The sequence below is a fragment of the Streptomyces sp. NPDC002004 genome (assembly GCF_053593975.1).
Window position 1 is genome coordinate 221,438 of sequence record NZ_JBSFDP010000005.1, and the last position, 16,781, is coordinate 238,218.

Annotated in this window: 16 protein-coding genes; 9 read left to right on the top strand and 7 right to left on the bottom strand. The window is 73.2% G+C overall.

The features are described 5' to 3' along the window. Nucleotides 1-90 precede the first annotated feature (90 nt). On the top strand, nt 91-2,334 hold the full coding sequence (locus tag ACWCP6_RS11335; protein ID WP_450932133.1) for a HEAT repeat domain-containing protein: 2,244 nt from the start codon (nt 91-93) through the stop codon (nt 2,332-2,334). 266 nt (nt 2,335-2,600) lie between these two features. Here ACWCP6_RS11335 and ACWCP6_RS11340 read toward each other — a convergent pair whose 3' ends face one another. Together ACWCP6_RS11340 and ACWCP6_RS11345 are read right to left on the bottom strand one after the other, a co-directional pair. Further along, nucleotides 2,601-4,820 carry an NADP-dependent isocitrate dehydrogenase gene (locus ACWCP6_RS11340; protein ID WP_450932134.1) on the bottom strand — a complete coding sequence of 740 codons (2,220 nt, stop codon included), beginning with the start codon at nt 4,818-4,820 and terminating at the stop codon, nt 2,601-2,603. Between the two features lie 153 nt (nt 4,821-4,973). Continuing rightward, nucleotides 4,974-5,594, bottom strand: a complete 621-nt coding sequence (locus ACWCP6_RS11345; protein ID WP_450932135.1) for a CGNR zinc finger domain-containing protein — start codon at nt 5,592-5,594, stop codon at nt 4,974-4,976. Between the two features lie 95 nt (nt 5,595-5,689). Between ACWCP6_RS11345 and ACWCP6_RS11350 the strand changes: the two genes are divergently transcribed. From ACWCP6_RS11350 to ACWCP6_RS11365, 4 genes are all read left to right on the top strand, one after another. Continuing rightward, complete coding sequence (locus ACWCP6_RS11350; protein WP_450932136.1) at nt 5,690-6,928, top strand: SufS family cysteine desulfurase; 1,239 nt, start codon at nt 5,690-5,692, stop codon at nt 6,926-6,928. 127 nt (nt 6,929-7,055) lie between these two features. Beyond that, nucleotides 7,056-7,499 (top strand): MerR family transcriptional regulator, encoded by a 444-nt coding sequence (locus ACWCP6_RS11355; RefSeq protein ID WP_450932137.1) that lies wholly within the window; start codon nt 7,056-7,058, stop codon nt 7,497-7,499. Next, nucleotides 7,496-7,936, top strand: coding sequence for a carboxymuconolactone decarboxylase family protein (locus ACWCP6_RS11360; protein WP_450932138.1), 441 nt, complete (start codon nt 7,496-7,498; stop codon nt 7,934-7,936). Before ACWCP6_RS11355 ends, ACWCP6_RS11360 begins: the two co-directional genes overlap by 4 nt. After that, nucleotides 7,929-8,378 (top strand): DUF6314 family protein, encoded by a 450-nt coding sequence (locus tag ACWCP6_RS11365; RefSeq protein ID WP_450932139.1) that lies wholly within the window; start codon nt 7,929-7,931, stop codon nt 8,376-8,378. The genes ACWCP6_RS11360 and ACWCP6_RS11365 overlap by 8 nt, the downstream gene beginning before the upstream one ends. 35 nt (nt 8,379-8,413) lie before the next feature. On the opposite strand, the gene ACWCP6_RS11370 is transcribed toward ACWCP6_RS11365, so the two are convergent. Both ACWCP6_RS11370 and ACWCP6_RS11375 read right to left on the bottom strand, forming a co-directional pair. Continuing rightward, on the bottom strand, nt 8,414-9,004 hold the full coding sequence (locus ACWCP6_RS11370; protein WP_450932140.1) for a histidine phosphatase family protein: 591 nt from the start codon (nt 9,002-9,004) through the stop codon (nt 8,414-8,416). 111 nt (nt 9,005-9,115) lie between these two features. Further along, nucleotides 9,116-10,555 (bottom strand): aminotransferase-like domain-containing protein, encoded by a 1,440-nt coding sequence (locus ACWCP6_RS11375; protein ID WP_450932141.1) that lies wholly within the window; start codon nt 10,553-10,555, stop codon nt 9,116-9,118. Here ACWCP6_RS11375 and ACWCP6_RS11380 point away from each other — a divergent pair. Next, a complete protein-coding gene (locus tag ACWCP6_RS11380) occupies nt 10,554-11,501 on the top strand; it encodes a DMT family transporter (RefSeq protein WP_450932142.1) in 948 nt (315 codons plus the stop codon). The two genes, ACWCP6_RS11375 and ACWCP6_RS11380, sit on opposite strands and share 2 nt — an antisense overlap. A gap of 99 nt (nt 11,502-11,600) precedes the next feature. After that, nucleotides 11,601-11,804 carry a DUF1918 domain-containing protein gene (locus ACWCP6_RS11385; RefSeq protein WP_450932143.1) on the top strand — a complete coding sequence of 68 codons (204 nt, stop codon included), beginning with the start codon at nt 11,601-11,603 and terminating at the stop codon, nt 11,802-11,804. 46 nt (nt 11,805-11,850) lie between these two features. Here ACWCP6_RS11385 and ACWCP6_RS11390 read toward each other — a convergent pair whose 3' ends face one another. Further along, the gene (locus ACWCP6_RS11390) at nt 11,851-13,149 is read right to left on the bottom strand and encodes a glycoside hydrolase family 10 protein (protein ID WP_450932144.1); all 1,299 of its coding nucleotides are present in this window, start codon (nt 13,147-13,149) and stop codon (nt 11,851-11,853) included. Between the two features lie 223 nt (nt 13,150-13,372). On the opposite strand from ACWCP6_RS11390, the gene ACWCP6_RS11395 reads away from it, so the two are divergent. Continuing rightward, the gene (locus ACWCP6_RS11395) at nt 13,373-14,230 is read left to right on the top strand and encodes a 3-hydroxybutyryl-CoA dehydrogenase (protein WP_450932145.1); all 858 of its coding nucleotides are present in this window, start codon (nt 13,373-13,375) and stop codon (nt 14,228-14,230) included. A 200-nt stretch (nt 14,231-14,430) separates the two neighbouring features. Then, nucleotides 14,431-14,688: a hypothetical protein gene (locus ACWCP6_RS11400; RefSeq protein WP_450932146.1), complete on the top strand. Its 258-nt coding sequence runs from the start codon at nt 14,431-14,433 to the stop codon at nt 14,686-14,688. 29 nt (nt 14,689-14,717) lie between these two features. Here ACWCP6_RS11400 and ACWCP6_RS11405 read toward each other — a convergent pair whose 3' ends face one another. Both ACWCP6_RS11405 and ACWCP6_RS11410 read right to left on the bottom strand, forming a co-directional pair. After that, nucleotides 14,718-15,272: an NUDIX hydrolase gene (locus ACWCP6_RS11405; protein ID WP_450932147.1), complete on the bottom strand. Its 555-nt coding sequence runs from the start codon at nt 15,270-15,272 to the stop codon at nt 14,718-14,720. Nucleotides 15,273-15,323: 51 nt separating this feature from the next. Continuing rightward, complete coding sequence (locus ACWCP6_RS11410; protein WP_450932148.1) at nt 15,324-16,673, bottom strand: transcriptional regulator; 1,350 nt, start codon at nt 16,671-16,673, stop codon at nt 15,324-15,326. Nucleotides 16,674-16,781 lie beyond the last annotated feature (108 nt).

The window sequence follows — 16,781 nt, forward strand, 5'->3', positions numbered from 1 at the left end:
GCGGCGCCGGCTCCGAGGGAGGGGGCCGGGACCGATGGGGTCGGGCGGACCGGGGAGTTGACTGTCGGACCCACCTGCCAGGATCCGGCCATGGAACTCGCACAGGCCCTCGAAGGTCTCGATGAACACCCCTGGGCCGACGCCTCGCACGCCTACGGCACCGCCGAGGATCTGCCCGGTGTCCTGCGGGCGCTCGCGGGAGGCGATGCGGCCGCCGCGGAGAAGGCGCTGTCGGAGCTGTACGGCAGCGTCCTGCACCAGGGCACCGTGTACGCCGCAAGCGCCGACGTGGCCCCCTTCCTCGCGCGCATCGCCGCAGCCGGGCACCGGTCGGCCGACGTCCTGGCGCTGCTCGGCGGCATTGCCGGGAGCCAGGACGCCTACGGCGTGGCCCCCGGAGCCATCCGCGCGGCGGTCGCCGCGCAGCTCCCGCTGATGCTGCCGATGCTCTCCGACACCGATCCGGCGACCCGCCGGGCCGCCGCCTGGGCGGTGGCGCACACCCGCGAGGCCGACGCGGTGCTGCCCGCGCTGCGCGCCCGCTGGGAGGCGGAGTCGGAACCGGTGGTGCGGGCCGAACTCCTGGGCGCTCTCACCCGGCTGGACCCGGTGGCCGGCGCCGCGGCGGCACGGACGGTGCTGGGTGCGGGGCAGCCCGCGCGGCTGCGGATCGCCGCGGTCTTCGCGTGCCTGGACGCCGGGCAGCCATGGACCGGCGCGCACCACGAGGCCGCCGTGTCGCTGCTCCCCCTGGACCCCCTGACCGCCGACCGGCTCGACCTGGACCGCGGGGAGCCGCTGTCCTGGATCGCAGAGGAACTGCTGCGCCGCGACACGGACACGGACCGGGCCGCCGCGGGCGCGCTGCTCGACGCCGCGGTGCGTGACGCGCGGCCCGAGGTGCGGGCCGAGGCCCTGTGGGCCGCCGACCGTGCGTGCCATGTCTCCCGCAGTGCCCCGGAGCGGCTGCTGCCCGCCTTGCTGGCGCCGACGGCCGACGCCGCTTCGGTACCGGACGTGCTGCCGCTCCTGGGGAAGCTGGGGCCGCTCGCCGCGGAGGCCGCCCCGGCGCTGGCCGCTACGGCGACAGGGGGCGGGGACGGAGCGCTCGGGGCCGGAGCCGGCCGTCCCGCCGCCGTGCTCGCGGCCGATGACCACGACGGGAGCAGCGGACGCTCGGCGGCGGACCCCGGCGACGCCGATCTCGCGGACCAGGCCCTCGCCGCGCTGGTCCTCGTCGCGCCCGCCCAGGCGGCTCCTCTCCTCGCCCGCGGCCTCGGGCGCAGCCCCAGGGCACTCGACGCGGCCGCCGGGCTCATGGCACCGGCCGACGCGCCCTTCCCGTTCGACGCGGAGCTCCTGGACGCCGTCCGGGCGCGGTTGGCGTGGACCGGACTCCAGGACGGCGAGGTTCCCCCGCTGACGCGGCTGCTGCGGCAGTGGGGCGCCCCCGCCGCCCCCGCGCTGCCCGAGCTGTACGCGACGCTGCCGCGCGGGCCGCAGTGGACGGCGCCGGCCATCGCGGCGGTCGCGGTCGGGGGCCCGCCCGAGGCCCGGGAGCGCGCGGCCGCCGAGCTGCGTGCGGCGGCCGGCGACGGAGCACTGGTGGTGGCGAGAGCGCTGTACGAGCTGATCGGCGAGAGCGCGGCGCTCCTGGAAGCGCTCGCGAAGCGGCTCACCGGGGGGACCCACGAGATCACCGAGGGGGCCCTGGCCGCGGGTGAACTGGGCGCGGCGGCCGCCGCGGCGGTCCCGGCGCTGCGCGCGGCCCTCGGTCGCGGGAGCGCCGGGCTCACCTCGCCGGAGCTCGACGCGGACGTGGCGCTCGCCTCCGCGCTCTGGCGGATCACGCAGGACGCGGAGACCGTCGTACCGGCGCTGGAGTCGGTCCTCGTACGGGCGGGCGGGTCCCCCTGGTTCCGCTGGAGCGCGATGCGCGCGGCGCGGACGGCCGCACTCCTCGGCCCGGCCGGGCGACCGCTCGTGGCCCGTCTGGAGGAGCTGCTCGGCGACCCGGAACAGGTCCCGGTGGCCGTGCTCGCCCTCGTGGCCGTGACCGGGCCCGAGACACTGGACCGCAGCGCGCTGGCCGGAGCCGTGCTGGGGTCCGTGCGGAACGGGGCTGCGCCGATGGAGGTGTGCGACGCCCTGGAGGCCCTGGGCCCAGGCGCCCTGACGCCCGGCCACCTCGGCGCGCTGACCGAACTGGCGGAGGGCGACCTGCGTGTGATCGGCACCGGTCTGGAGACCCATCTCATCCGAGGGGACGACCGGCTGCGGCTACGGGTCCGCGATGCCCTGACGGGCACCGGGGAGGGCGGACGCCGCCCCTGACGAGCGGAGGGGCCGCCCGGTGGGCGGTACGGGGCGGCACGGAGGTACCGGGCCGCCGCCCGTCCCCCACCGTGCCTGCCCGTCACCGAAATTCCGCGGCCCGGTCCACCCCGTCCATGGCAGCATCACGACGGCCGGCGCCGGGCCCGCACCCAAGTCCCCTGCGTGAGCCGCCCGCCCCGGGACACGGGCGGGCAGCCGCATACGGCGAACCGCCCCGGCCGGACGGGAAGTCCGGCCGGGGCGGTCCCGGTGCGCGGTGAGGATCAGGCGAGGGTGCCCAGCGCCTCGTTGAGCGTGGCGGACGGGCGCATGACGGCGACCGCCTTGGTCACGTCGGGCTGGTAGTAGCCGCCGATGTCGGCCGGCTTGCCCTGCACCGCGACGAGCTCGTCGACGATGTTCTGCTCCTGCTCGGTCAGCGTCTTGGCCAGGCCGGAGAACGCGGCAGCGAGCTGCGCGTCGTCGGTCTGCTTCGCCAGCTCCTGGGCCCAGTAGAGGCCCAGGTAGAAGTGGCTGCCGCGGTTGTCGATGCCGCCTACGCGGCGGGTCGGCGACTTGTTCTCGTTGAGGAAGGTCGCCGTGGCGCGGTCCAGGGTGTCCGCGAGGATCTGGGCGCGGGCGTTGCCCGTGGTCTGCGCCAGGTGCTCGAAGCTGGCGGCGAGGGCGAAGAACTCGCCCAGGCTGTCCCAGCGCAGGTAGTTCTCCTTGACCAGCTGCTGGACGTGCTTGGGCGCGGAGCCGCCGGCACCCGTCTCGAACAGACCGCCGCCGTTCATCAGCGGGACGACCGAGAGCATCTTCGCGCTGGTGCCCAGCTCGAGGATCGGGAACAGGTCGGTCAGGTAGTCGCGCAGGACGTTGCCGGTGACCGAGATGGTGTTCAGGCCCTGGCGGATGCGCTCCAGGGAGAACTTGGTCGCCTCGACCGGGGAGAGGATCTTGATCTCCAGGCCCTCGGTGTCGTGCTCCGACAGGTACTGCTCGACCTTGGTGATGAGCTGGGCGTCGTGCGCGCGGGTCGCGTCCAGCCAGAACACGGCCGGGTCACCGGTGGCGCGGGCACGGGTGACGGCGAGCTTCACCCAGTCGCGGACCGGGGCGTCCTTGGTCTGGCAGGCGCGGAAGATGTCGCCGGCCGAGACGGTCTGCTCCAGGACGACATTGCCGGCCTGGTCGACGAGGCGGACCGTGCCCGTGGTGGGGATCTCGAAGGTCTTGTCGTGGCTGCCGTACTCCTCGGCCTTCTGCGCCATGAGGCCGACGTTCGGGACCGAGCCCATGGTGGACGGGTCGAAGGCGCCGTGGGCGCGGCAGTCGTCGACGACGACCTGGTAGACGCCCGCGTAGCTGCTGTCCGGCAGGACCGCGAGGGTGTCGTGCTCCTCGCCGTCCGGGCCCCACATGTGGCCGGAGGTGCGGATCATCGCCGGCATGGAGGCGTCGACGATGACGTCCGACGGGACGTGCAGGTTGGTGATGCCCTTGTCGGAGTCGACCATCGCCAGCTCCGGGCCCTCGGCGAGCTCGGCGTCGAAGGAGGCCTTGATCTCGGCGCCCTCGGGCAGGGCCTCCAGGCCCTTGTAGATGCCGCCGAGGCCGTCGTTCGGGGTGAGGCCGGCCGCGGCGAGCGTCTCGCCGTACTTCGCGAACGTCTTCGGGAAGAAGGCGCGCACGACATGGCCGAAGACGATCGGGTCGGAGACCTTCATCATCGTGGCCTTGAGGTGGACGGAGAACAGCACGCCCTCCGCCTTGGCGCGGGCGACCTGCGCGGTCAGGAACTCGCGCAGCGCGGCGACGCGCATGACGGAGGCGTCGACGACCTCGCCGGCCTGGACCGGTACGGACTCACGCAGCACGGTGGTCGTGCCGTCGTCGCCCACCAGCTCGATGCGCAGCGCGCCGGCCTCGGTGACGACCGTGGACTTCTCGGTGGAGCGGAAGTCGTTCTGGCCCATGGTCGCGACGTTCGTCCTGGACTCGGAGGTCCAGGCGCCCATGCGGTGCGGGTGCGCCTTGGCGTAGTTCTTCACCGACGCGGGGGCGCGGCGGTCGGAGTTGCCCTCGCGCAGGACCGGGTTGACGGCGCTGCCCTTGACCTTGTCGTAGCGGGCGCGGATCTCGCGCTCCTCGTCGGTCTTCGGGTCGTCCGGGTAGTCCGGCAGCGCGTAGCCCTGGCCCTGCAGCTCGGCGACCGCGGCCTTCAGCTGCGGGATCGAGGCCGAGATGTTCGGCAGCTTGATGATGTTGGCCCCGGGCGTCTTGGCGAGCTCGCCCAGCTCGGCGAGGGCGTCGGGGATGCGCTGGCCCTCCTCCAGGTACTCCGGGAAGACGGCGATGATGCGCCCGGCCAGGGAGATGTCACGGGTCTCCACAGTGACACCGGCCTGCGAGGCGTACGCCTGGACCACCGGCAGGAACGAATGCGTCGCCAGGGCCGGGGCCTCGTCAGTGTGTGTGTAAATGATGGTCGAGTCAGTCACCGGGTGCTCCGCTCCACGTCTGCAACATTGCTCGACATCAAGATATCTCGTGATCGGACCCGTACCGAAAGGACCCTGGCCCGATCATCGAAGTCACCCGTCGCGATCAGGCCGCGGTCACCTTCCGTGATCGGGCCGCCGTCGCCCTCCGCGTCAGGCCGGGGTCCCGCCGGTGTCACCGGCCCTGTGCGCCGCGTAGTGACGCGCGGCCCGTACCCGGTTGCCGCATTTCGTGGTGCACCAGCGGCGCGCCGCGTGGGAGCGCAGGTACCAGCGGACGCAGCCGGGGGCGGCGCACGCGGCGAGCCGGGCCGCCTCCGCCCCGGTGAGAAGGTCGGCGGCGTCCTCGGCGAGCAGCGAGAGGGCTGCTCCGACGGGATTGCCCGTGTCGGGGGCGTCGTCGCGGTGCGGGCCGCCGGCCGGCCAGGCGAGACGCGGCGTGGAGGGTGCCGCGGCGAGAGCCTGGTTGAAGGTGTCGAGGCCGTCCCGGGGCGGGACCGTGCGCGCCGCGCGGGCCTCGAACAGGCTGCGCACGGCGGCCCGCAGGCCGAGCAGACGGCCGAGCTGCCGGCCCCCGAGCGCCGCCCGGTCGGGCAGCAGCTCGTGACGCACCAGCCACAGGTGCGCCGCTTCGGCGTCCTCCAGCAGGTCCACGGGGCCGTGGCCCAGCGTGAAATACGTGTTCACCAGCGCGAGCGAGACGAAGTGCTCCTCCCCCGGGACGGTCGGCTGACGAAGGTGATGCGGGGCCTCATGATCCACGGACTGATCCACGGACCTCATGCTAATGCTTGCGATTCTCCGTGAGGAGACCTAGCGTTCCTCACGGAAAAATCTTGAATTTCCCGTGAGAAAGAGGGGTGGGCCCCGTGGCCCTGGACGTCGACGAGCTCCGCGCGGACTTTCCGATCCTGGAGCGCAGGCTGCGCAGTGGCGCGCGGCTGGTGTACCTCGACTCGGGCGCCACGACCCAGAAACCGCTCCCGGTCCTGGACGCGGAGCGGGACTTCTACCTGACCCACAACGCGGCCGTGCACCGCGGTGCGCATCAGCTCGCCGAGGAGGCGACGGAGGCGTACGAGGACGCTCGGCACACCCTTGCATCCTTCGTCGGTGGCGCCCCGGACGAGATCGTGTTCGTGAAGAACGCGACGGAGGGCATCAACCTCGTCGCGTACACGCTGGGCAGCGCCCGCCGGATCGGCCCCGGCGACCGGATCGTGGTCACGGAGATGGAGCACCATGCCAATCTGGTGCCCTGGCAGCAGCTCGCCGAGCGGACCGGCGCCGGCCTGGAGTGGTTCGGGCTCACCGACGACGGCCGGCTCGACCTGTCCGCACTCGACCGTCTGCTCGACGACCGCACCAAGGTCGTCGCCCTGACCCACCAGTCCAACGTGCTGGGGACGGTCAACCCGGTCCGTACGATCGCGGACCGCGCCCACGCCGTGGGTGCGGTGGTCGTCGTCGACGGCGCACAGTCGGTGCCGCACCGACCCGTCGACGTCGGCGCGCTCGGCGCGGACTTCCTGGCCTTCTCGGGTCACAAGATGCTCGGCCCGAACGGCATCGGGGTGCTGTGGGGCCGGGGCGAACTCCTCTCCGGGCTGCCGCCGTTCCTCACGGGCGGCTCGATGGTCGAGCTCGTCGAGATGGAGCGCACGACGTTCCTGCCTCCGCCGCAGCGGTTCGAGGCGGGCGTTCCGATGGCGGCGCAGGCCGTGGGACTCGCGGCGGCCGTGCGCTACCTCGAGGCGCTCGGCATGGACGAGGTGGCGGCGCACGAGGACGCGCTGACGGCGCGGGCGCTCCAGCTGCTCGGGGAGATCCCCGGCGTACGGATCGTGGGACCGCGGGACCTCTCCGACCGCGGCTCGGCCGTGTCCTTCACGGTCGACGGCATCCACCCGCACGATGTGGGCCAGGTTCTCGACGAGCGCGGCGTCGCCGTGCGGGTCGGCCACCACTGCGCCCGGCCGATCGCCCGCCGCTACGGCCTCCCGGCGACCACACGGGCGACGTTCTACGTCTACAACACCCTGGACGAGGTGGCGGCGCTGGCCGAAGGGGTGCGGGCGGCGCAGGCGTACTTCGGCGCCCGAGGGTGAAGCCCGGACCGTATTCCGGCGCCCGAAGGAGACGCCGGGAGCGGATTCCGGCGCACGGGGAGCATCCGGACCGGCCGGTCCGACCCGATCTTGACCTGGAGCGCGCTCCAGGTTCTACGGTTGACCCATGACCAGCGGAACGCCCGGCTCGGCCGGTGCGGTCGACCCCGCGCGGGATCCGGAGCCGACGCTCACCATCTCGCAGGTGGCCGACCGGACCGGGCTGTCCGTCGACACCCTGCGCTACTACGAGAAGGCCGGACTGATCGAGCGCGTGGGCCGCAGCACCGGCAACCAGCGCCGCTACCGGGCCGCCGACCTGGCCTGGCTGGAGTTCCTGATCCGGCTGCGCGGGACGGGCATGTCCATCGCGGAGATGCAGCGGTTCGCGGTGCTGCGGGCGGGCGGGGACGCCACGGTCGCCGACCGGCTCGCGCTGCTGCGCGAGCACCGGCGCGACCTGGAGCGCCGCATCCGGAGCCTGCGCCGGAACGCGACCGCGCTGGACGAGAAGATCGACCACTACGAACGGCTCCTCGACGAGCAGCCGGGAACGGACCGACGGACATGAGCACGCCCACCGCATCCACTCCCGCCGAGATCCGCGAGGAGCGCTTCGCCCACGGCCTGGAGGTCCTCACCCGGATCGACGGCGAGGCCGGCCGGCGGGTCGTCGACTCGCTCGCGGACATATCCCCCGAGCTGGGGCACCAGGTCGTGGCCTGGGCCTTCGGCGACATCTACGACCGGCCCGGACTCGCCCCGCGCGACCGCCAGTTGGTGACCCTCGGCATGCTCACCGCGCTCGGGGGCTGTGAGGCGCAGCTGGACGTGCATGTGAACGCGGCGCTCAACGTCGGCCTCACCCCCGAGGAGATCGTCGAGGCGCTGCTGCACGCGGCGGTCTACTGCGGCATGCCGAGGGCGCTCAATGCGACCTTCGCCGCGAAGAAGGTCTTCGCCGAGCGCGGGCTGCTGCCGGTGCCCACGGCGGGCGGCGATGTCTGAGCCCCGGCCCGTGCCCGACGCGCTCGGCTTCCTCGCCGGGGTCTGGCACGTGGAGCGCACCGTGCGGGACCTGGCGAGCGGAGCGGAGGGCCACTTCAGCGGGACGACGGTGTTCCGCCCGCTCGACGGGGGCGAGCCCGGACTGCTGCACGCCGAGTCCGGCGCCTTCTCGTGGCAGGGGGTCACCCGCCCCGCGGAGCGCACCCTGCGGTTCCTGCCCGGGGAGCCCGCGGGCACCGTCCGGGTGGAGTTCGCCGACGGGCGCTTCTTCCACGACCTCGACCTGCGCTCGGGCCGGCACACCGCCGACCACCCGTGCTCGGCCGACCTCTACCGCGGCGAGTTCACCGTCATGGACCAGGACCACTGGCACACCCGGTGGCGGGTCGGGGGGCCGGCCAAGGACCTGGTGCTGACGACCGAGTACGTGCGCGAGGCGTAGCCCGGCGGAGCGGCCACCCTCGCCGGCTCCGGTCGTCAGCGACGGGATGCGGGAACCGCGCCCTCCAGGCTGAGGTTCCAGCGGCCCGCGTGCCCGGTCAGGCTGACCGTCGACAGCGGACGCACGTCGATGTTCCAGTACGTCGCGGGGTGCGCCCCCAGCGCATAGACGAGCGCCGCCCGCACCACGGCGGGTTCGGCGACCGCCACCACCCAGCTGCCGTCGTCGAAGGGACGGGTGTCGAGCCAGCTCCCGACCCGGGAGATGAACGTGAGCAGGGACTCGCCGCCGTGCGGTGCGGAGCGCGGGTCACCGAGCCAGGCGTCGACCGCTCCCGGTTCGACGGCCGTGACCTCGGAGAGCGTGCGGCCGCGCCAGCGGCCCATGTCGCAGTCGCGCAGCGCGGGCTGGGCCAGCGGGGCGAGGCCGAGGGCGTCTCCGGTGCCGCGGCTGCGCGGCGTCGGGGAGCAGTACCGCAGCTCCGCCGCGGCCAGCGGGAACAGGGCGGGCGCGGCGAGCTGCACCTCGTACCAGCCCGCCTGGTCCAGCGGGCGGTCGTCGTCGAACCGCTCCCCCAGCAGAGGGGAGCTGCGCGCGGCGGCGAGAAGCGTGACCCGAACGTGCATGCGGTGATGTTCAGCTGCCGGGAACCCGGGGTCAAGCCCCCACTTTCCCGCCCGGCCGCGTGACGCCCGCGGCCGGGGACGTCCGACGGCCGTGGGCCCGGCTGTCGCGGGTCACCCCCGTGCCGTCTCCTCCCAGGCCTTGCGCAGCCGTCCGACCCCTTCGACGATCTCGGTGGTCCCCGCGACCGCGGCGAAGCTGAGGCGGATGTGGGGGGCCGGTGGCTCGGCGCTGAAGTAGGGGCGGCCGGGTGCCACCGCGACGCCGGAGCGGAGCGCCGCGGCGGCGAAGGCCGCCTCGTCGGTGCCGTCGGGCAGCCGCAGCCAGAGCAGATAGCCGCCGGACGGGATGTGCGGCAGGGCGAGTTCGGGCAGCGACCGGCGCAGGGTGCCGGTCATCACGTCGCGGCGGGCCTTCAGCTCGGCCGCCACGGACCGCAGGTGGCGCGCCCATGCAGGGGACCCGACCAGTTCGAGCGCGGCCTCCTGGAGCGGCCGGGGCACGAAGAAGTGGTCGACGACATGGATGGCGCGCAGCCGTTCCAGTACCGGGCCGCGCGCGGCGAGGGCGCTCACCCGGAAGCTCGGCGAGGTCGCCTTGGTCAGCGAACACACGTGGACCACCACGCCGTCGGGGTCGTCCGCCGCCAGAGGACGCGGCAGCGGTCCCGCGTCCTCGTGGACGAGACGCCGTACGAAGTCGTCCTCGACGACGAACGCGCCCGCCTCGCGCGCGATCCGCAGCACCTCCGGCCGGCGCGCCGCGGAGAGCACCGCACCCGTCGGGTTCTGGAAGAGCGGCTGGCAGACGAACACCCGGGCGCCGCTCGCCCGGAACGCGTCGGCGAGCAGTCCGGGCTGCACGCCGTCGGTGTCCACCGGGACGGGGACGGGCCGCAGGCCGGCGGCGCGGGCGATGGCGAGCATGCCTGGGTAGGTGGGCGACTCGACGAGCACCGGGGAGCCCGGCGGGGCGAGCGCGCGCAACGCGGTCGCCAGACCGGACTGGCCGCCCGCCGTGATCATCACCTCGGCGGCCGTGGTCGCGCCTCCGATCCCGCGAGCGAACCACTCGCGCAGCTCGGGCAGTCCGTCCGTCGGCGGACGGCCCCACGCCCCGGGGCGGCGTCCGGCGCGGGCCAGCGCGGCGGCCATGGCGCGCTCCGGCTGGAGCGAGGGGTGCAGATAGCCGCCGTTGAACTCGATCACCCCGGCCGGCGGCGCGGCAAGCGTGACCAGCACACCGGAGGCGTCGACGGATCGCGGGACCGGGTCGGTGGCGGCGTCGGCGCTGAGCGCGACCTCCTGCCAGCGGGTGTCGCCCACGGGGGCCCGGTCCGTTCGCGGCCGGGCCCGGAAGGCCCCCGCTCCCGGGCGGGTCACCACAAGTCCCTCGGCGGCCAGCTGGGCGAGTGCCCGCGACACGGTCACCGGACTGACCCGGTGCCGCTCGACCAGCGCCCGGCTCGACGGCAGCTTCTCACCCGGAGAGTAGCGGTCCAGCTCACTCCGCAGCTTGTCCGCCAGCTCACCCACACTGCTACGCTCATGCATGAGGACACAGGATAGCGCTACTACTCGGACCCGGATAGCGGTCGACATCCCAGCCAAGGCCGCGGACCGGTCCGCCCGACACGACGGCGCCGCGCGCCGCGGCACGCTTCAGGCCGCCCTCGGTGTCACCGCCTTCTCCCTCACCTTCCCGGCGACCGCCTGGGGGCTCGAGGGGTTCGGGCCGTGGACCCTGGTCACCGTGCGCAGCGTGCTGGCGGCGGTCATCGCGGGCGGCTGCCTCATCGCGCTGCGCGTGCCGCTGCCGCAACGCCGGCACCGAGGCGGACTCGTCGTCGTCGCCGCCGGGGTCGTGCTCGGCTTCCCGCTGCTGACCACGCTCGCGCTGCAGAGTTCCACGACCGCGCACGCGGCCGTCGTGGTGGGGCTGTTGCCGCTGACGACCGCAGTGTTCTCGGTGCTGCGCACCGGCGCCCGGCCGTCGCGCGCCTTCTGGGTCGCCGCGCTCGCGGGCGCGGCCGCGGTGATCGGGTTCACGGTGCAGCAGAGCGGCGGGGCGCTGACCGTCGCGGACGGGTACCTCTTCGGTGCGCTGCTGATCTGCGCCGCCGGCTACACGGAGGGCGGCCGTCTTGCGACGGTCATGCCGGGCTGGCAGGTGATCGCCTGGGCCCTGGTCCTGTGTCTGCCCCTCGCCGTGCCCGGCGCGCTCCTCGCCGTGGCGCACGAGCCGGTGCACATCACCGGGCACGCCGTGGCCGGGCTGCTGTGGGTGGCGGTGGGGTCGCAGTTCCTGGGGCTGGTCGTCTGGTACCGGGGCATGGCCGCGATCGGCATCCCGCGCGCGAGCCAGCTCCAGCTCGCGCAGCCGCTGCTGACGCTCGTCTGGTCGGTGTTGCTGCTGGGCGAGCGGCTGACCCCCGCGGCGCCACTGACCGCCGTAGCGGTACTGGTCTGCATCGCCGTCACACAACGGGCGCGCGGCTGAGGAGCCAACCACCCTCGCCGGTCGTAGAGTGGTGGCCACGGACCACGGATCGCTGACCCCGGACCGGACTCCCCCGGGCGGGGCGAGGAGGTCACTCTCATGCGGGCAAGCAAGGGCGACCAGCTGACCATGCACGGCAGGACCGTGGGGCAGCACGACAAGGTCGCGGAGATCACGGAAGTACTGGGGAACAACGGCAGCCCGCCGTACCGCGTCCACTTCGAGGACGGGCACGACGCGATCATGTCGCCGGGCCCCGACTGCACCGTCCAGCACAAGGAATCCCTCAAGCCGCAGCAGTAGCAGCGCATCGGCGCAGCGTGGCGCGGCGGCCCGCCGTCGGCGGCCGTCAGCGCCTACCGCGCACTCGCTTCTGATAGTGGTCGGCGACGACCTGCGCCATGGCGCCGGTTCTGTCGGCGGCCACTTCCTTGGCCGCGAAGTACATGTGCCCGTGCACCTGGGGGTACGCGCCGGCGAGGGTGAGGTGCCGGGACAGCTCGGCCCGGTCCTGCCAGGCCTGGGGCTGCGCCGGGTCGCCTGCCTTGTACAGCGCCTCGCCGATGTAGAGGTTCACGCCGCTGCCCTGGGCGACCTGGGCCCACCAGGGGACGAGCTTGGCGTAGTCGGCCGCGGCGTAGCCGATGTTCCAGTACACCTGCGGGCAGATGTAGTCGATCCAGTGCTCGCGGACCCATTTCCTGGTATCCGCGTACAGGTCGTCGTACGTCTCGACGCCCGCCCGCGTGTCCGAGCCCCTCGGGTCGGTCCCGGCGTTGCGCCACACCCCGAACGGGCTGATGCCGAAGCGCGTCCCGGGCCGCGTCGTCCTGACGCGTGCCGCCGTCGCCCGCACCAGCTGGTCGGTGTTGTCGCGCCGCCAGGCCGCCCGGTCGGCGAAGTCCCCGCCGTAGCTCGCGAAGGCCTCGTCGTCGTCGAAGGTCTCGCCCTCGACGGGATACGGGTAGAAGTAGTCGTCCCAGTGCATCGCGTCCACGTCGTAATGGGCCACCGCGTCGAGCATCGCATTCATCACGAACTGCCGGACCTCGGGCAGCCCAGGGTTGTAGTAGAGCCTGCCGCCGTAGGGCACGATCCAGTCGGGGTGCCGGCGGGCGGGGTGCGTAGGGACCAGCCGGGACGGGTCGCTGTGGTTGGCGACCCGGTACGGGTTGAACCAGGCGTGCAGCTGCAGGCCCCGGGCGTGGGCCTCCACGACGGCCGTGCCGAGCGGGTCCCAGCCGGGGTTCTTGCCCTGGGTTCCGGTCAGGTACTGCGACCAGGGCTCGTAGGGCGAGGGCCACAGCGCGTCGGCGGTGGGGCGCACCTGGAGGACGACCGCGTTCAGGCGCCTGCGCACCGCCGTGTCGAAAAGGCCGAGGAGTTCGGCGCGCTGCTGGGCGGCGGTCAGACCCGGGCGGGAGGGCCAGTCGCGGTTGGCCACGGTCCCCACCCACATGCCGCGCATCTCCGTGTCGGCACCGACCTCGGCCCCGCCGTACGCGGGCCCGTGGTGCGCGGACGGGCGGCGTAAGGACCCACGGCTCCCGGACCCGCGGTCGGAGAGCAGCGAGACGCCGGCCGGTACGAGACCTGCCAGGGCCGCCGCGGCGGCCCGCGAGAACCCCCTGCGCGTCATCCGTCCCATATGGCCACCCCTACCCCTCACCCACGGCGCATTTATGCCGTATATGTTCCGGTTCGGTACAGCTCGGACACCCGTGCGGCCTGTCTCGTCGCCCAGCATGACGGACCCCGCCCGGCCCTGCGCGCGTAGATCCGGAGTAACGTGCTGAGCCGAGGCAGGCCCCCGCACCCGTACGGCGGCTCTGCCGGGTTCGAAACCCAGGGACGACCAGGAAAGGGACGATGTGACCGACATCGAACGCGTCGGAGTGGTGGGCTGCGGCCAGATGGGGGCGGGCATCGCCGAGGTGTGCGCCCGCGCCGGACTGGACGTCATGGTCGCCGAGACCACCGGCGAAGCCCTCGAGATCGGCCGTACCCGGCTGTTCAACTCGCTCTCCAAGGCCGCGGAGCGCGGCAAGATGACCGAGGAGGAGCGGGACTCGACGCTCGCCCGGCTGAGCTTCACCACCGACCTCGGCGAGTTCGCCGACCGCGACCTCGTGATCGAGGCGGTCGTGGAGAACGAGCAGGTCAAGACCGAGATCTTCCAGGTGCTCGACCAGGTCGTGACGCGTCCGGACGCGATCCTCGCCTCCAACACCTCGTCGATCCCGCTGGTCCGGCTCGCCGTCTCCACCACCCGTCCCGACCATGTCATCGGCGTCCACTTCTTCAATCCGGCGCCGGTCCAGAAGCTCGTCGAGCTGATTCCCGCCCTGACCACGTCCGAGGGCACCCTCAGCCGGGCGCAGACGTTCGCCGAGAAGATCCTCGGCAAGCATGCGATCCGCGCCCAGGACCGCTCGGGCTTCGTGGTCAACGCGCTGCTGATCCCGTACCTGCTCTCCGCCATCCGGATGTTCGAGTCGGGTATCGCGAGCCGCGAGGACATCGACAACGGCATGGAGCTCGGCTGCGCCCACCCGATGGGCCCGCTCAAGCTCTCCGACCTGATCGGCCTGGACACGGTCGCTTCGGTCGCGGACTCGATGTACGCCGAGTACAAGGAGCCGCTGTACGCCGCTCCCCCGCTGCTCCAGCGGATGGTCGACGCGGGCCGCCTGGGCCGCAAGAGCGGCTCCGGCTTCTACAGCTACTGAGACGCCCGCATCCGCCGACGCGGTGCGGACGCCGTGCCCGACGGGCCCGGTGCTCTTTCGAGCGCCGGGCCCGCGGCATTCACACGGTGTGTGCGGGCCGGGCACGCATATGCCCTTCGCGCACTCTCCCGCCCCACTCACCAGGGGAGTTGACTTTCCGCACACACAACGGATGTGTCGCTACGGAAAGGAGCGGACCCGTGACCACCGACCCGGAGCATCCCGTGGTCCCGGAAGAGCTCGCGGAGTTACGTTGCCGCCTGGACGTGGGCCTGACCCGGCTGGAGGGCCATATGGCCCTGCTGTCGCAACGTGACGAGCAGAACACCAAGGACCAGGACGAGCTCAACGCCCGGATCGTCGCCCTGGAACACACACGATGGCCGCTGCCCGCCGTGACCGCCCTGACGGCGGCCGGCGCGTTCGCCGTCACGGTCTGGCAGGCCCTAGGCCGATAGGCCACGGACGCCGGGCCCGCGCGGCCGGCTCACGCCGGGCGCGGTAACTGGTCCTGCCCGAGCCTGAGATGGTGCAGCAGGAGCAGCGCCGCGGCCATGTTCGCGGCCGGGACCTCGCCACGGGCCACCATGTCCGGGACGAGTTTGAGGGGGACCCACTCACGGCGGTCCGACTCGAAGTCGTCCTCGGGGTGGCCGATGTAGGCACCCTCGTCGGCCCAGTAGATGTGGTGACGGGCGTCCGTGAGCCCGTTGGAGGGCTCGACGCTCATCAGGTGCCGCAGCGGGCCCGGCCGCCAGCCCGTCTCCTCCTCCAGTTCTCGGGCGGCGGCGGACACGATGTCCTCGCCGTCCTCGACCACGCCGGCCGGGAGTTCCCACCCCCAGCTGTCGGTGATGAAGCGGTGCCGCCACAGCAGGAGGACCTCGTTGGCCCCGTTGACCACGGTGGCCACGGCGACGGGCCGCATACGGATCAGGAAGTGGTCGAGGTGCCGTCCGTCCGGCAGCTCGACATCAGCCAGGTTCACCCGGAACCAGCGGTTCTGATACACGGTTTGTTCGCTTTGTTTCGTCCACTGCACGGTTCTGCCACCTTCCGCCGAGTAGATGGCAATATGGCAGCAGGTGAGTGCTCAAAGCGGTACGCGCAGTGCCCCGTCGATGAGTTCCGCCGCCGCCGCGGTGTCCGCACAGCCGCTGCGCACGAGGTGCTCGCGCACCGCCCGGAGTCTGTCGCGCAGCCGCTTGGACTCCATGCCGCGGGCCTGTTCGGCCATCTGCACGGCCGTGACGGCGGCCAGGTCCGCATGGCCCTGGCGCAGTTCGATCTGGCTGAGCATCGCGAGGCGGTGCACCCGGCCCCGGTCGTGCGTCGGGCTGTCCACGGCGGTCGCCGCGTGCTCACGGGCCGCGGCGAGGTCACCGAGACTGAGCAGCGCCTCCGCCACCTGCACATTGACCAGGCCCGGTTGGACATAGCCGGTCTCGTCCGGCTCGTGCCCGCGCCGGATGCGGTCGGCGGCCGACTCCGCACGCCGGATGCAGGACAGCGCGCCGGCGCCGTCGCCGAGATGGGCGTACGCCTTGGCCTGCATCGCATACAGGTCGGAGGCGAGCGCGGGGGTGATGTGGCGGCCGGCGGCGCGCAGCGCGGCCTCGGCGAAGGCCACCGCCTGCCGGTACTCGCGCATGAACAGCGACTGGTTGACCAGCAGCGCGATCACATAGGCGCCGAGCCCCCGGTCGCCGCTCGCCTTGGCCAGCCGCAGAGCCTGGTGGAAGTAACGCTGGGCCAGACCGTGCGCGTCGGAGTCGTAGGCGCAGATGCCCGCGATGGCCACCAGCCCCCCTGTCGCCCGGTGCAGCTGGCGGCCGGTGGCGTCGGTGTACGCGCCGCGCAGCAGCGGCGCGGCCTCGGCATTGAGGAATCCGACGATCCGGGTGCGTGTCGCGATGCCGCCGGCCTTGCGGTACATCTGCTCGTAGTGGCTGCGGGCGGCACGCAGCACCTCGATGTCGGCCGGGCTCACCCGGTGCCGCCCGCCGCGCGAGACGTCCACGTCCTCGGGCGGGTTCTCCCACTCCCACACGGGCATCACGGCGGGGGTGCCGGTGACGGCCGGGGCGCCGAGGAGGTGCGGACGCTGCTGCTCGTCGGAGCGCCACAGGGCGGTGGCCCGTTCGACGAAGCCGGAGAGACCGGACTGCGCCGAGCCGTGCGCCGAGGAGGGCAGGCCGGGCACCCCGAGGCCGATGTCGTCGAGGGTGACGGGGCGCTGCAGCCGGGCCGCGAGCACCTCGCAGATCAGGTCGGGCACCTGGCCGCGCGGCCGCTGACCCTTCAACCAACGGGCCACGGCGGTGTGTTCGTAGCGCAGCACCAGGCCGCGCGCCCTGCCTGCCTGGTTCACATGGGCGGCGAGTCCCGCGTGGGAGATGCCGGCCTCGTCCAGGATCGCGTCGAGCAGCGTGTTGGGCTGCATGGGTGCCCTCCGAAGGCTCGGTGCCGCCCAGCGTAGTCCTGCGCGGTTCACACGGGGTGTGAACCGAATGCCCGAATCCGGGGGCCGCGCGCTCTGTTGCCGCCGGTT

Coding starts and splice junctions, on each gene's coding strand:
- ACWCP6_RS11375 (WP_450932141.1), bottom strand. CDS start 10,555: ATGCATGAGCGTAGCAGTGTGGGTGAGCTGGCGGACAAGCTGCGGAGT.
- ACWCP6_RS11370 (WP_450932140.1), bottom strand. CDS start 9,004: ATGCACGTTCGGGTCACGCTTCTCGCCGCCGCGCGCAGCTCCCCTCTG.
- ACWCP6_RS11385 (WP_450932143.1), top strand. CDS start 11,601: ATGCGGGCAAGCAAGGGCGACCAGCTGACCATGCACGGCAGGACCGTG.
- ACWCP6_RS11335 (WP_450932133.1), top strand. CDS start 91: ATGGAACTCGCACAGGCCCTCGAAGGTCTCGATGAACACCCCTGGGCC.
- ACWCP6_RS11390 (WP_450932144.1), bottom strand. CDS start 13,149: ATGGGACGGATGACGCGCAGGGGGTTCTCGCGGGCCGCCGCGGCGGCC.
- ACWCP6_RS11380 (WP_450932142.1), top strand. CDS start 10,554: ATGAGGACACAGGATAGCGCTACTACTCGGACCCGGATAGCGGTCGAC.
- ACWCP6_RS11410 (WP_450932148.1), bottom strand. CDS start 16,673: ATGCAGCCCAACACGCTGCTCGACGCGATCCTGGACGAGGCCGGCATC.
- ACWCP6_RS11365 (WP_450932139.1), top strand. CDS start 7,929: ATGTCTGAGCCCCGGCCCGTGCCCGACGCGCTCGGCTTCCTCGCCGGG.
- ACWCP6_RS11360 (WP_450932138.1), top strand. CDS start 7,496: ATGAGCACGCCCACCGCATCCACTCCCGCCGAGATCCGCGAGGAGCGC.
- ACWCP6_RS11355 (WP_450932137.1), top strand. CDS start 7,056: ATGACCAGCGGAACGCCCGGCTCGGCCGGTGCGGTCGACCCCGCGCGG.